This is a genomic window from Methylotenera sp. E1MeOHC1, assembly GCF_058745595.1.
In genome coordinates, this window is sequence record NZ_CP196025.1 from 857,690 (window position 1) to 871,947 (window position 14,258).

The window sequence follows — 14,258 nt, forward strand, 5'->3', positions numbered from 1 at the left end:
GTATAGGAATTGCTGATATGAATCACTTATCTGGGATAATCAAGCGCCACCCCCACGTCAACTGGACACTGGCTGACCAAGCGATAGTGAGCGGCAGCAATTTTGTCACAGGCATTCTATTGGCGCGCTTTCTTGGGCCAGAATTATTTGGTATGTTCGTGTTGTTGCAATCTATCGTGCTTTATTTCAACTCATTTCAAAGTGCCTTGATTTTCCAACCCATGATGAGTGCAGCACCTCAAATGGCAGAAGTGCAGCGTGATAATTACTTACATGGCGTATTTGCCCTGCAACTAATGCTATGCAGTGTGTTATGTCTACTCATTGGCATTCTGACCATCATGGTCTATGTATTCGACTTCCATATTCACCTTGGTATCGACAGTAACATTATTGCGGCAACGATTGCAGCCTTACTGGCATTCCAGTTACAAGATTGGCAACGCCGTTATTACTTTGTACAAGAAAAACCTAGTGCTGCTTTTCTGATTGATACGATTAGCTACGGCAGTCAGGTCACGCTGCTTGGCATATGCTATTTAAACAATGCATTAAATGTCGCTACTGCTTTTTGGATTATCGCAGGTTCTTCCTTTACAGCATTTGCAGTAGGGTTTGCGCGCGATAGTCTATTACCGGTTTTTTTACATGCGCAGATTGTCTTAAAAGAAGGATGGCGCACTGGGCGTGACTATCTGGTGGCATGGCAGTTTCAGTGGCTAGGAACACAAGGTGTGTTGATGTTCAGTGCTGGCGCAATAGGTGCCGAACCAGTAGGTGGGATTCGTGCCGCACAAAATATTGTTGGTCCAATTAACATCATCTTCCTAGCGATGGAAAACGTAGTGCCAGTAATGGCAGCGAAACGCTTTAGTCAAAAAGGCATCGCCGGTCTACTGACTTACCTAGGACGTATCACAGCATTTGGTTCTGCCCTGTTGATACCAGTGCTGTTGATACTGGCGATATTTGCTAGCCCGATTATCAAGTTTTTGTATGGTGGTTCTTATGCGGCCTACGCCACGCTGGTGATGTGGCAAGTGTCGTCTATTTTCTTACAGTTCTATTTACGGCAAGTGTTTTTCTTTTTGCGGACAGTTACGGCTACTGGCGTCATTATTCGTTCTGGCGCCATCATGTCAATTACCTCTGTGTTAATCGCCATGTTTACGGTCGAGCAATACCATGAAACAGCTGTGATGGCAGCGCTACTATCAGGTACTGCAGCAGGGTTGATATACGCTTTTTCTGCCGCACTCAAGATTACACGAAAATTACAACACAACTTAACACCGGCATCCAACAGCAGCATTGATACAGGCAGCCTGATGGGCATGGAAATAAAATCATGACCAGAAATATTGCACTATTTATCTATTACGCCTTTGCCCGACACTTCCCTACCCAGCCAGTGCCAGGTTGGCGCTTTGGCTACTGGTTACGTCGACATATTGTTAAAAAAATATTCAAGCGTTGTGGTGACGATGTATTGATTAAACATGACGCATACTTTGGTTCTGGGCAAGATATTGAGATCGGGCACCGCTCTCAAATAGGCGATAGTGCAAGAATCGGCCATGGGACAATCATCGGTGACGACGTCATCATGGGTCCGCATATTGAAATCATGACCAATGCACATGCTTATGATGACCCAACGCGCCCTATCAACCAACAAGGAAAATTGCCATTACGGCCGGTCATTATCGGCAATGACGTGTGGCTGGGAACACGCGTCATCGTCATGCCTGGTGTACACATTCATGACGGGGCTGTGATTGGCGCCTGCGGCATTGTCACGCATGACATTCCAGCGAATGCCGTTGCCGTTGGCATCCCAGCAAAAGTGATTCGCTATCGAGGAGATAAATCGTGAGTGAGTTATCAGACCGTATGCTGTGGGTACTTTTTAGACGCTGGCAATTGACCGCGCGCTTGCCCGGGTTTTGGGCTAGTGCCAGAAGTTACGCCACACCTGACTGTGTTTTCTCGTCTTACAACCGCATTTACCGTCGCGCGTTCATTCGTAGCAGCAATCTTGGTCGCATGAGTTATATCGCAGAAGGCACGAGTATCGGCTTCGCCAATATAGGTGCATTTTGCAGTATAGGCCCCAATGTCGCAATGGGTGGTCTTGGCTGGCACCCCACTGACCGCTTAAGCACGCATCCTGCGTTCTATTCATCGCGCTTACAAGCTGGTACCAGTTTTGTTGATGCCAACAACGGGCTGGATAATGAAAAAGAGCTGCCTCATACCAACATTGGTAGCGACGTCTGGATAGGTGCTGGCAGCATTGTGCTTGATGGCGTCACCATTGGCGATGGGGCGATAATCGCAGCAGGCGCGGTAGTGACTAAAAATGTGCCGCCCTATGCGATTGTCGGTGGGGTTCCTGCACAGGTTATTCGATATCGCTTTGATATAGACACAATTACAGCCTTGTTGAAATGGCGTTGGTGGGAACTCAGCAATGATGAGATACAACCGATGGCAGTTAAGTTTATGGGGCAGATGGAATGGACTAGCAAAGCCATTGATGACATGGCCAACAATAAAAATACTCAAGTTAGCCCCTCAATTGGATTAGCGCAAGTAGAGGTGCGGATATGAACGCCATCGATAACAGCCGCAATCCATATTCAACAGTATTGTTACTGTTTTTCTGCCGCTATCATGTGCCGCTGCTAAGTAAGCTCTATCGCCTGCTACATAACAGTGATATTTACTGCAACCTCAAAGGGCGTGATATTCACATGCCCCACCCTTACGGCATCATCATCCACTCTCATGCCATCATCGGTCAGCAAGTCACCATCATGCAACAAGTAACGCTGGGTGGAAGCAGACTAGGCATCAATGAAGCACCAGTTATTGAAGATTACGTTTACATAGGAGCTGGCGCAAAAATATTAGGCAATGTCCGTATCGGGCACCACGCTGTAGTTGGTGCCAATGCAGTTGTCACGAGGGATGTGCCTGCATTCGCCACCGTCGTTGGCGCCAATCGTATTATCAAAACAGCAATAGAGAGCAAACCATGAACGGACTATCGACCACTTTAGGAGGGGATTTTAATCAACATGATCTGCCCATGAAGCTAAGCAGGCGTCAGGCCGCACAGCCACGCACTGCATTCCCAACCCTCATGATGTCAGACTGCTGGTTTTTAGCAGGATTGATACTTGCGCTCTTCTATGTAGCCGACCCATTCTTTTGGCGTCTGGATAAGATTGGCGTCACCAAACATCTACCGCTAATCATCTCTCTTTGTGGTGTTTTGCTAGTTAACGTTGGCAATCAGATATTTGATTCAGAAAAATCAGCGTCAAAAAATAACTGGCAGGTATTGAGTGCTGGATTGCCCCTGATACTGCTTGGCATCTGGATCGTCGTTGGTAGTCTGTACGCCCGCAAATTTAGTGATATTAATAACACGTTTATCACCGTAGGGTTGTACATGCTGTTTACCTTTTTAGCTGCACGCGTCGTGATGATATCGCCAGCGCGCGTAAGCATCGTACGTGCTTATCTAATGTCAGCCGCGGCAATAAGCATCTTTATGGTCATACGCATGGAAACCAACTATGACGACATGCATGTCAATTACCATGAGCTTGAAGCGATTGTTATTCCACTCGCAGTATATTTTGCTTTGCGTCCATCAGGTTTAGAAAATAATGGCAGACGCTACACTCAAGTGCTATTCACTTTGTTTTTTTTAGGTGCAGGTTTGGTGTTCCGAAAAAACACTGGTTTTCTAGTATTGCTGCTGACTTTGCTCTATATATCAATGGCGGAATGGCGATTCCGTTTTCGTGAAAACACCATCTTTCGTTTCTGGGCTATCTTATGGCTATTGATAGTGCTGGCAAGTGCTGTTTTTGCAATGGGTTATTTTGCACAACAAGAGTGGCTGCCGAGCGGCAATCCCCAATATCGCATGCTGACCTATGATGTCGCCTGGAACAAATTTATCAGCTCGCCCATTTGGGGAACAAACTTTAGTGGGCAGGCAACCGAAAAGTTTACCGCATTTACCATTGCCTCGGCAAAAGGCAATCTCGCCACCCACAGTGATATCTTAGACCTTGCAGCACAAGGCGGGGTCATCGCACTCTCTTTATGGTTATGGGGTTACCTAAGGATTAGCCGTATCAGTTTAAAACATGCGCTCAAAGGCCTGAGGCCACGCGATGACATAAGGGCTGCTGCACACACTTTAGCTTGTATGAGTCTTGCTAGCATTGTTGTGTACGCTTTCAACCCTATCCTGCTGCAGCCAGCAAAATCATTTCTTATGTGGGGTCAACTCGGCATGTTATTAGGCATCGCACTGCACCTTGCCAATACTAATATTGAAAAGACAGGAACAGCCCCCTCAGCGATTAACGCTAACAATATGCACTCACCAATTGTAGATACCAACCATGAATAAGCAAAAATACAAATTACCTGACATCAGCATCGTCACCTGCTCTTACCAGCAAGGTCGATTCTTGGATGCCACCATGCGTTCGGTATTGGATCAACGTCATATCAATGTTGAGTATATTGTCATTGATGGCGGCTCTACAGACGGCAGCACCGAGATCATCAGGCGGCATGCCGAACATCTGGCCTATTGGGTTTCAGAGCCGGATGGCGGCCAGACTGATGCGCTTATTAAAGGATTTAAACACAGCACGGCTGAAATTCAAGGATGGCTGTGCTCAGACGATCTACTGCTGCCAGGAGCATTAAAAACAGTAGCACTATTCTTTGCCAGCCACCCAAATATTGACGCGGTATACGGGGACTCCCTCTGGATTGACAGTACTGGACACTATCTACGACCAAAAAAGGAAATAGGCTTTAATCGCTTTACCTTTTTGTTTGATCATAACTACATTTCACAGCCATCCATGTTCTGGCGCAAACGGTTGTATGACAAGGTCAATGGCCTGGATGCCAGTTTTAACTTAGCCATGGATGCAGATCTATGGGAGCGCTTTTCACAACATACCAAGATCGCCCATATCCCCCAATACCTATCCTGTATGCGTTATTATCCAGCGCAAAAAACCCGTGCATTAAGGCCAAAAGGGGTGATTGAGGATAATAAAATTCGTCAGCGTTCAGGTTACGTGCTATCTAAGTTGCACCCTATCTTAGCGCCGTTAGCTAAAATGCAACGTATCTTGATGAAGATAATGGCAGGTGGCTACCATGCAAAACCTTCAGCCAAGCAACTTGCCTCATTGAAACATTATTTCATTAGTGGAGAAGCGTCATGAACTTTTCCGAATTATGGCCGCTACTGCTTGATCTAAGTGCTCAGTCTGGCAGCGGTCATCGTTTAGCCTTAAAAGTACTCTACAGCAAACGCAACCAACCTTTACTCGTTCCACTTAGTACCCAACAGGCGCATCATGCGGTTAATTTCTTCATTAATAACCCTATGCTTAAGCTTTGGGGTCATTTGTTAATCAAGCTAGATCACTACTTACCATTCTTACATGTGTTACCAATAGTAGCGTTTGAAAACTTTCCACTCAACGCATTATTTGGTGCAATCAATTCAGATAGATCCATAGAGCTGCATGGAATCTCAATATTTTGCGGCTTTCCGGGACCTTTACAAAAACTCACCATCTATTGCCCGGATGGTTTAGGCGGCATAGGTAAAGTGGCTAAAGTAGCGGTGCATACAACAGCCAATGAGGCGATTAAAAAAGAGTCTGATTGGTTAAAAAAACTCAGTCACACATCGACGACAGCCAAATTCTTACCACGGCTTCTGCAACACAGCACGCTCAAATACAAACGGCATTGTTTAACCATGATGTCATTACCGATAGGCGTTTCACCGAAAGTATTTGGTGCTGCACACCATGAGTTTTTGAGAGTGCTAGCACAGCAAAAACCGGTGTTCACTGAATGGAAAGACTCTGAAGCACACATGCGCTTAAAACGCCGTATCAATAGTTTATCTTCAATAGTCGATCACCATGTATGGTCGTTTTGGCAAGACGTGATTGCTGAAATAGAGCGAATGACTGCGCGATGCGTATTACCAAACTTGATGATACATGGCGATTTTGCACCATGGAACCTGCGAATGATTGACGATGATTTGTTCGTATTCGATTGGGAGTATGCTGAAACTAATGGTAACCCAATACAGGATTTCCTGCATTTTCACCTCATACAACAAGTACTCAGTCGTGGTGCTTTAAATAAAAAAACAATGTCATCATTGTTGCAGCAAACGATTGCCTATGTCGATAACCAATATGGGCTGGACGCTGGTGTAGGCAAGGCATGCGGTCCCCTCACAATTCATTACCTATTAGACACGATCTCGTTTTATGCCGAAACCTCAGGTTATTTAGATAGCAAACACCCTGTGTTGCGCAACTACATCAAGATGCTAGAGCAACGCGCCCAATGGCTACCAAAAACGACAGCTTTGCCAACAACAAACCATATTGAGCTAAAAATGTATGACGCCGAGTTGGAGGTCACTTTATGGCCTTGAATCAACATTTAGAAGCAGTCGAACAAGCAGCTAAGCAAGAAATGTTCGAACACATGATTCGCGTCTTCGAAGCTGCAGACATGCCCTATTGCCTATTAGCTGGGTACGATGGCTTCCCACAGCATATTCCATCGGATGTAGATTTCATGGTGGCGCCACACTCAAATACGCAGCTACCGGCATTGATTTCAAGCATCGCTCAGGCCTCTGGCGCAAGGCTCGTACAACATATTCAGCATGAAACCACTGCCAGTTATTTTGTATTGGCTAAGTTAAAAGACAACCATATTACTTATTTGCATCCTGATTCCAGCAGCGATTATTACCGTAAAGGTAAGCGCTGGTTGTTGGCTGAACCCATATTAAATAACCGTAGGCGGCATCCTCATGGTTTCTGGATACCTTCTGTAGCGGATGCATTCAGTTATTACCTGATTAAAAAATTAGATAAAGGCAATCTGAGCGCTTTGCAAGCGAACGAACTCACCCATCGCTACCAAGAAGATAGCAAGTCATGCCGTGAAAGACTTTATAAGCTGCTGCCCAACAATGAAGCGGCGTTATTAGAAGCCGCACTGAATGTTGATCAAGTATTCAATGCCACAGAATGGAAACAGGTAGAAGACAACTTAGCAAGAATAAAGCAGGCCATGCATAAAAATGCTGAAGAGATTTCATGGCGAGAACGCTGGCTTGGCTGGCTAGCCGAGGTGCAGCATGTTTGGTTGCGAATACGCGAGCCCACAGGTATGCGTATTGTCTTCCTTGGGCCAGATGGCAGTGGCAAGAGCACCTTAATCTCTGCGGTGATGCAGCAATTATCACAAAGTTTCCGAAGTGTTGAATATCGCCATTTACGCCCTGGCATACTATCTAAACAGTTCAATACTGAACCTGTCACCAATCCGCATGCAAAGCCAGTGCGTAATCAAATCGGCTCAACTATCAAGCTTATCTATTTTTGGAGCCAGTACTTGTTCGGCAACCTCCTGTGGCTTTATCCACGCTACGTCCGCTCCACTCTGGTTATTTTTGATCGATACTTTCATGACTTACTCGCAGACCCAGTACGTTACCGTTATGGCGGTTCACTTAACATGGCTAGGCAACTTGGGCGCACCATCACGCAGCCAGATCTGGTGTTTATTCTAGATGCTCCAGCAGAAGTGCTGCAAAGTCGTAAACAGGAAGTGCCACTGGCCGAGAGTGTGCGTCAACGTGCAGCTTATCAGTCTCTGGCAAAAGAGTTTAACAATGCCCACATCATTAATACCAATCAGCCTATAGAACAAATCATCAATGATGTGCTAACAACGGTGCTGGAATTTATGGAAAACCGCACCTATCAACGCTTGCACCTTACCCCAGCCACCAAAGGAGTCAATCAAGGACTCAATCTATGCAAGCCATAAAAATACTCATGTCTGCTTATGCATGTGAACCTGGCAAAGGTTCAGAGCCCGGTGTTGGCTGGCGTTGGGCGATTGAAACAGCTGCGCTCAATCATGAAGTTTGGGTTATCACCCGCACCAATAATAAACCCACCATTGCGGCTGGCATGGCACAGCATGGCAAACCAAAAAATCTGCATTTTATCTATTACGATTTACCAGCCTGGGCAAGCTGGTGGAAACGTGGTCGTAGAGGCATACACCTTTATTATTTACTGTGGCAATTAGGTGCTTACCGATGCGCACGTAAACTACACGCAGTAGAGCAGTTTGATGCCGTACATCACATTACGTTTGGCGTAACGCGCCACCCCAGCTTTATGGGCAGGCTGAACATTCCATTCATCGTTGGCCCGCTCGGCGGTGGCGAGCGTTCACCCATGAGCCTCAGAAAGCATTACTCGTTGGCTGGCAAGTTCAATGACGCCCTAAGAGACATCGTAAATGCTATATCAAAATATGATCCATTTCTACGCCAAATGTACACACAAGCTTCACATATTTTCCTGAAAACACCGGAATCCTTAGATTGGCTGCCAACAATATATCAACATAAGGCAAGCTGTATGCTGGAAATAGGTATTGATAGAAGAAACATAGCCTTCAAAGAGAAATCTGTATTGACCAGCCGCCAGCAATCCTTGCATATAGTCTATGTTGGAAGATTCCTTGACATGAAAGGCATGGATTTTGGGCTGCGTGCGATTGCCAAGATGCGTGCAGAAGGTATTGCCGTACACATCACCATGATAGGCCAAGGGCCTGCACAAAAAGATTGGCAGCAATTAGTGACGCAATTAAAAATTGCCGACGCCATCACATGGATACCATGGATGAAACAACAGTATTTGCTCGCGGCCTACCAAACTTTCGACCTACTTCTATTCCCAAGCATGCATGATTCCAGCGGCAATGTGGTGCTAGAAGCAATGGCAAGTGGATTACCTGTCGTTTGTCTGGACCTAGGCGGTCCAGCGCAGATTGTCAATAACAACTGCGGTCGTGTAGTACCGGTCAAAAGGTTAAGCGCAGATCAAGTGATTGAAGAACTCACTGCAGCGCTTACTCATATAGCCAAGAACCCGGATATTGCTAGCAGGCTACGCACTGGCGCCTTGGAACGTGCACGTGAATTTAGCTGGCAGAATGTGGTTGGTCAAGTATGGGGTCAACATGGCAATGGCTACCAGTTGGCAATCAAGTCTGCTGCCTTGGATAGATATTATGTGTCAGCTTAAATATATACCGCAGTTACTATTTGCGCTGGTTTCCATCTTCAGCAATCACCTCATGGCAACTGAGCGCATGGTGTCAATTGATGACCCCCATGCACAAGACACAGGAGCAGGCTTGGCTACCGCCCCCTACAAAACCTTGTCTTACGCCATGTCGCAGTTAAGACCAGGTGACCATCTGACAATAGCCGCTGGTACTTATCGCGAGGCTATCGTGTTTCCGTCTAATATCTGGACGCGTATTGATGCCAAGTTAATAGACACGGGGAAAATCAATGACATGAATCTGACTAAAGCCGCGCAGACCCTAATTGAAGGAAAAGGCGAAGTGCTCATCAAGGGTTCAAACATTGTGACCGACTGGCGCGACTTAGGTAATGGTCGTTTTGTCAAACCATGGCCAGACGAAACCCAGCAGGTATTCATTGACGATAAACCACTAGTACAAATAGGCGGCACGATATTTGATGGATTCCCAACCAAACAAAACCACTACCTAGCTGCATTACATAAATCACAAAAAGGTATCTGGCCCGGGCGACGCGATGGCAATCAGGATTCTATGCCAGAAAATAGTTTCTATTATCATCACGCAACTAAGGCGCTATATATCCAAACAAGCTTGGCAACCCTTAACGGCCATCTCGTAGAAGTCAGCGTACGCCCTATTTCGCTGAGCGGCCAAGGCGTGACTGATATCACCGTGAGAAACCTAAAGTTTCAGCACGCCAATACCTCGACCAAACAACGCAGTGGCCTAATATCAATGACAGGGCTGCGCCTGACGCTAGACAATATGCAAGTGAGTCTGGGCGACAGTGTTGGCATCACCCTCATCGGCAATGACATTACCTTACGCAACTCCACTGCCAATCAATGCGGCCAACTTGGCATTTTGGCACGCGGTGAGCGCATGCAACTTATCAACAATGAAACCAACGATAACAACACACGTGGCTTCAATAAATGGTGGGAAGCTGGTGGTGCAAAGTTTGTGGGGAACGATGGCTTGCAAAATTCATTGCTAAGCGAACATAAGGCACTACGTAATCAGGGTGACGGTATCTGGTTTGACTGGAAAAACCGCAACAACACCGTACAAAACTCGCTTGCTGCTTACAACACTGGTTTTGGTATCCACTATGAAGCCAGCGACCAAGGTCGCATAATCAATAACGTAGTTGTCGCTAATCAACAGCGTGGCATCTACCTACCGCATTCATCCAAATCACTCGTGGCATTTAATCTGGTCGCCAGCAACAAAATGCAAGGGATTGCCATCATCGACGAAAATAGGCGTGACCCTAACTCTAAAGGCGAGTTTGATTTTAGTGCTAACGGTAACAAAGTACTGGCGAATATCATTGCTTGGAATGCTAGCGCTATTGTGCTGCCAAGCAATCAGGCTGATAACATCTCGGACAATAACGTATTGATTGGTGATAACACTCAGACCCGCTCAGGATTGGGCTGGGTGAATATGTGGATGGCGGCGCTTGAAACGTGGTCTAGTCGCACGCAACAGGATAAGCATTCTCAGCGTATTGACATGAAAATAGATCAAGCATTCAAACAGTCCATCACTGATCAAGCCAGTTTAAACGTTGATTGGTATCAGAAACTGCGTCAAGACTTTAAGCCCATTGTGTTGAATCCAGAATGGCATAAACTGATGATAGGTATCACAGATTTACGCCCAGGCCCAACGCTGACTCCTCAGCTAGTAAAAGTCAGCAAGCAACGATAAAGGTGAAGTCCATGCGTGTACTGATTGCCCACAACTATTACCAACAGCCTGGCGGCGAAGACGCTGTTGTGGCTGAAGAAGTGGCATTATTAGAGCGCAACAATATTGAGGTTGAGCTATATTCCAAGCATAACGACAGCATACAGGCCATGCCGAGTGCTCAGTTAGCAATAGACACACTATGGTCAAGAAAAAGCGCCAGCGAAGTTTCAGACATCATTAAGCGCTTTAAACCCGATGTGATACACACCCACAACACCTTTCCGCTTATTTCACCTTCTTTGTACTATGCGGCTGCGCGTCAAAATATTCCTGTCGTACAAACCTTACATAACTTTCGCCTATTCTGCGCACAAGCCATGTTCATGCGTGATGGCAAAGTATGCGAAGACTGCTTGGGAAAATTGGCTTGGCGCGGTGTGATGCGCGGTTGCTACCACGGCTCAAAAATACAGTCTGCGGCTGTTGTCAGCATGCAAGGTTTGCACCGTATACTTGGCACCTACCAGCATAAAGTCACGCGCTATATCGCCTTAAACCAGTTTTGCAGTGATAAATTTATCGAAGCTGGGCTGCCAAAGGCACGCATGAGAGTAAAACCTAATTTCATCGACCTACCATTGCTAGAAAATAACAGTAGTCAAGCGCGTCAAGGTGGCTTATTTGTAGGACGCCTATCCAAAGAAAAAGGACTTGCCACGCTTGCCGAAGCCACCACCATTTATATTCAGGCAAAGATTGACGTCATTGGTGTCGGCCCAGAAGAGCCGATGCTGAAGAATAATGCCAACATCCGACTGCTAGGATGGAAAACGCCAGTAGATATCTATACACGCATGAGAAGCGCTACTTATCTAGTCATGCCCAGCATCTGGTATGAGAACTTTCCGCGCACACTGGTAGAGGCATTTGCTTGCGGCTTACCAGTAATAGCAAGCCGTCTCGGCGCAATGGCGGAACTGATAGATGACGGCCTTACCGGACTACTTTTTGAGCCTGGAAATGCAAAAGACCTTGCGGAAAAACTGCAATGGGCAGACAACCACCCCGATGAAATGATAAAAATGGGCAGAGAAGCACGCTGGGAATACGATACAAAATATACTTCGATAATCAATTTTAAACAACTGATGGAGATTTATCAGGACGCAATTCATGCACATCGTGAACCGCTGAATCACAGCTAATAAAGTTAAGGCATCTATTCCAACTTTAGCAAATGCCAAGCTAAGAAAGAGTCACTTAAAGGAAATGGTAAATGAACTCCAACACATCTCACCCCATGACGGATATATCGAAGGGAAATGGTAAGTTTATTCTAGGCTGCTTTATTAATGCAAGCTCTTGGGATAACACCATTAATCGTATCTATCATTGGAGTGAAGCTTACGAGTCACGCTACGTTTGCATTTGTAACGTCCATTCGCTGGTTACAGCACGTCAAGACGAAGTGTTTCACAAAGCCTTAATCAATGCTGATATGGCAACACCTGATGGCATGCCTGTGACCTGGATGTTGCGCCATATGGGGTTTCCAAACCAACAACGCATCAATGGCCCAGACCTGATGTGGAACTATTGTGAGTTTGCTGAACGAATGAATGAATCCATCTTTCTTTATGGTAACACGCAACAAACGCTAGATAATTTACAGCGTAGATTGCGTATCTCTTTCCCAAAGCTGATGATTGCTGGCACTTGTTCACCACCCTTCCGCACACTAAGCAATAAAGAGGATGATGAAATAGTTCAGCGCATTAACAACTCAGGTGCACGCGTAGTGTTTGTCAGTTTAGGTTGCCCTAAGCAAGAGTTGTGGATGGCAGCGCACCGCGGGGAAATCAATGCTGTCATGGTTGGCGTAGGTGCTGCTTTCGACTATCACGCAGGCACCATAAAACGTGCACCGCTATGGATGCAACATCACGGTTTAGAATGGCTACATCGCTTGTATTCTGAACCGCGCCGCTTATGGAAGCGTTATATCGTGACTAATAGCATTTTCATTGTGGTGGCTGGATGGCAGCTCATTGTTTACAAATGGAAAATGTAGATTAAATCTCAGTCAGTTATGTATGCTACCGCACAGTTAAATAGTTAGCCACAAACGAAAATCATCTTATCGTACTCACCGTATATATCGGGCTATTGACGTACATTCAATCAAGAAGGCAAAGATGATATTAGTGACGGGTGGAACTGGCTATATCGGATCACACACGGTAGTGGAGCTGATGGAAGCCGGACATAGTGTTTTTATTGTCGACAACTACTGTAACAGTAAGCCATCAGTACTTGATCGTATTGAGCGTATCGTTGGTCGTCGCCCTGGCTTCCAAGAACTGGACATACGTAATCACAAGGCGCTACGGGCATTATTCCTGAAACAAAAGTTCGATGTAGTCATCCACTTTGCTGGTCTTAAAGCGGTTGGCGAGTCAGTCAGCAACCCACTCAAATACTATGATAATAACGTTGCTGGTAGCTTGGCGTTATTTGAAACCATGGTCGAGTTTGGCGTTTACAACCTAGTGTTTTCCTCTTCCGCCACAGTGTATGGTGACCCGCAGACAGTGCCAATACGGGAAAACTTCCCATTATCAGCCACTAATCCTTACGGTCGTTCAAAACTCATGCTTGAAGATATCCTCAGAGACGCAGAAAAGTCTGATTCGCGCTGGCATATCGCACTACTCCGTTATTTCAACCCAGTTGGCGCGCATGCCTCAGGGCTCATCGGAGAAGACCCTAACGGCACGCCTAATAATCTCATGCCTTACCTTACACAGGTAGCGGCTCACAGATTATCAGAGCTTTCAATATTCGGTGACGATTACCAAACGCCAGACGGTACTGGTGTGCGCGATTATATCCATGTTGTCGACCTCGCCTTAGGGCATGTGGCTGCAATGGATTATTTAATCTCACATGCAGGTATATTAACGGTCAATCTAGGTACAGGCACGGGCCACAGTGTGCTAGAAATGGTGAACACTTTTGCTAAAGTAAGCGGTCAATCTGTACCGTATAAAGTGGTGGCAAGGCGTCTGGGCGATGTTGCCCAGTGCTATGCAGATACTCACTTAGCACGCGATTTAATAGGCTGGGAAGCTAAACGCAGCATTGCCCAGATGTGCGCAGACGCATGGTACTGGCAAGAAAAAACGAGTGAAGTGATGTAACACAGTATTACAGTGGTATATCACTCCTTATCGTCTAAAATCAGCGCAAATAGCTAATTAGCCGGCTATATTGGAGCTTGGCTGTGTTTACCGAGGCCCTTGTTTTTTCTGAAGCTACAAAGC

General features: G+C 46.1%; 13 protein-coding genes. All 13 read left to right on the forward strand.

The annotated features are described in order from the left end of the window. Nucleotides 1-17 precede the first annotated feature (17 nt). The 13 genes from ACSSU7_RS03915 (at nucleotide 18) to galE (ending at nucleotide 14,135) form a co-directional block, all read left to right on the forward strand. The gene (locus tag ACSSU7_RS03915; RefSeq protein WP_492517419.1) at nucleotides 18-1,352 is read left to right on the forward strand and encodes a lipopolysaccharide biosynthesis protein; all 1,335 of its coding nucleotides are present in this window, start codon (nucleotides 18-20) and stop codon (nucleotides 1,350-1,352) included. Next, nucleotides 1,349-1,876 (forward strand): acyltransferase, encoded by a 528-nt coding sequence (locus tag ACSSU7_RS03920; RefSeq protein ID WP_492517420.1) that lies wholly within the window; start codon nucleotides 1,349-1,351, stop codon nucleotides 1,874-1,876. The genes ACSSU7_RS03915 and ACSSU7_RS03920 overlap by 4 nt, the downstream gene beginning before the upstream one ends. Next, entirely contained in the window at nucleotides 1,873-2,613 is a 741-nt protein-coding gene (locus ACSSU7_RS03925; protein ID WP_492517421.1) for a CatB-related O-acetyltransferase, read from the forward strand. Before ACSSU7_RS03920 ends, ACSSU7_RS03925 begins: the two co-directional genes overlap by 4 nt. Then, nucleotides 2,610-3,044, forward strand: a complete 435-nt coding sequence (locus ACSSU7_RS03930) for a serine O-acetyltransferase (protein WP_492517422.1) — start codon at nucleotides 2,610-2,612, stop codon at nucleotides 3,042-3,044. The genes ACSSU7_RS03925 and ACSSU7_RS03930 overlap by 4 nt, the downstream gene beginning before the upstream one ends. After that, nucleotides 3,041-4,438, forward strand: a complete 1,398-nt coding sequence (locus ACSSU7_RS03935) for an O-antigen ligase family protein (protein ID WP_492517423.1) — start codon at nucleotides 3,041-3,043, stop codon at nucleotides 4,436-4,438. Before ACSSU7_RS03930 ends, ACSSU7_RS03935 begins: the two co-directional genes overlap by 4 nt. Then, nucleotides 4,431-5,276, forward strand: a complete 846-nt coding sequence (locus ACSSU7_RS03940) for a glycosyltransferase family 2 protein (RefSeq protein ID WP_492517424.1) — start codon at nucleotides 4,431-4,433, stop codon at nucleotides 5,274-5,276. The genes ACSSU7_RS03935 and ACSSU7_RS03940 overlap by 8 nt, the downstream gene beginning before the upstream one ends. Beyond that, on the forward strand, nucleotides 5,273-6,520 hold the full coding sequence (locus tag ACSSU7_RS03945) for a phosphotransferase (RefSeq protein ID WP_492517425.1): 1,248 nt from the start codon (nucleotides 5,273-5,275) through the stop codon (nucleotides 6,518-6,520). Before ACSSU7_RS03940 ends, ACSSU7_RS03945 begins: the two co-directional genes overlap by 4 nt. Continuing rightward, complete coding sequence (locus ACSSU7_RS03950; RefSeq protein ID WP_492517426.1) at nucleotides 6,511-7,932, forward strand: nucleoside/nucleotide kinase family protein; 1,422 nt, start codon at nucleotides 6,511-6,513, stop codon at nucleotides 7,930-7,932. Before ACSSU7_RS03945 ends, ACSSU7_RS03950 begins: the two co-directional genes overlap by 10 nt. Next, a complete protein-coding gene (locus tag ACSSU7_RS03955; RefSeq protein ID WP_492517427.1) occupies nucleotides 7,920-9,209 on the forward strand; it encodes a glycosyltransferase family 4 protein in 1,290 nt (429 codons plus the stop codon). The genes ACSSU7_RS03950 and ACSSU7_RS03955 overlap by 13 nt, the downstream gene beginning before the upstream one ends. Further along, complete coding sequence (locus tag ACSSU7_RS03960) at nucleotides 9,145-10,953, forward strand: right-handed parallel beta-helix repeat-containing protein (protein ID WP_492517428.1); 1,809 nt, start codon at nucleotides 9,145-9,147, stop codon at nucleotides 10,951-10,953. The genes ACSSU7_RS03955 and ACSSU7_RS03960 overlap by 65 nt, the downstream gene beginning before the upstream one ends. 11 nt (nucleotides 10,954-10,964) lie before the next feature. After that, complete coding sequence (locus tag ACSSU7_RS03965; protein ID WP_492517429.1) at nucleotides 10,965-12,140, forward strand: glycosyltransferase; 1,176 nt, start codon at nucleotides 10,965-10,967, stop codon at nucleotides 12,138-12,140. Between the two features lie 71 nt (nucleotides 12,141-12,211). Beyond that, nucleotides 12,212-13,006, forward strand: coding sequence for a WecB/TagA/CpsF family glycosyltransferase (locus ACSSU7_RS03970; RefSeq protein WP_492517430.1), 795 nt, complete (start codon nucleotides 12,212-12,214; stop codon nucleotides 13,004-13,006). 124 nt (nucleotides 13,007-13,130) lie between these two features. Beyond that, entirely contained in the window at nucleotides 13,131-14,135 is a 1,005-nt protein-coding gene (gene galE, locus ACSSU7_RS03975; protein ID WP_492517431.1) for a UDP-glucose 4-epimerase GalE, read from the forward strand. The last annotated feature ends 123 nt before the right edge of the window (nucleotides 14,136-14,258 follow it).

What these genes read in the sequence shown, in the direction of transcription:
- ACSSU7_RS03920 (WP_492517420.1), top strand. Translation starts at nt 1,349, where the DNA reads ATGACCAGAAATATTGCACTATTTATCTATTACGCCTTTGCCCGACAC.
- ACSSU7_RS03965 (WP_492517429.1), top strand. Translation starts at nt 10,965, where the DNA reads ATGCGTGTACTGATTGCCCACAACTATTACCAACAGCCTGGCGGCGAA.
- ACSSU7_RS03945 (WP_492517425.1), top strand. Translation starts at nt 5,273, where the DNA reads ATGAACTTTTCCGAATTATGGCCGCTACTGCTTGATCTAAGTGCTCAG.
- galE (WP_492517431.1), top strand. Translation starts at nt 13,131, where the DNA reads ATGATATTAGTGACGGGTGGAACTGGCTATATCGGATCACACACGGTA.
- ACSSU7_RS03950 (WP_492517426.1), top strand. Translation starts at nt 6,511, where the DNA reads ATGGCCTTGAATCAACATTTAGAAGCAGTCGAACAAGCAGCTAAGCAA.
- ACSSU7_RS03940 (WP_492517424.1), top strand. Translation starts at nt 4,431, where the DNA reads ATGAATAAGCAAAAATACAAATTACCTGACATCAGCATCGTCACCTGC.
- ACSSU7_RS03935 (WP_492517423.1), top strand. Translation starts at nt 3,041, where the DNA reads ATGAACGGACTATCGACCACTTTAGGAGGGGATTTTAATCAACATGAT.
- ACSSU7_RS03970 (WP_492517430.1), top strand. Translation starts at nt 12,212, where the DNA reads ATGAACTCCAACACATCTCACCCCATGACGGATATATCGAAGGGAAAT.
- ACSSU7_RS03960 (WP_492517428.1), top strand. Translation starts at nt 9,145, where the DNA reads ATGGCAATGGCTACCAGTTGGCAATCAAGTCTGCTGCCTTGGATAGAT.
- ACSSU7_RS03915 (WP_492517419.1), top strand. Translation starts at nt 18, where the DNA reads ATGAATCACTTATCTGGGATAATCAAGCGCCACCCCCACGTCAACTGG.
- ACSSU7_RS03930 (WP_492517422.1), top strand. Translation starts at nt 2,610, where the DNA reads ATGAACGCCATCGATAACAGCCGCAATCCATATTCAACAGTATTGTTA.
- ACSSU7_RS03955 (WP_492517427.1), top strand. Translation starts at nt 7,920, where the DNA reads ATGCAAGCCATAAAAATACTCATGTCTGCTTATGCATGTGAACCTGGC.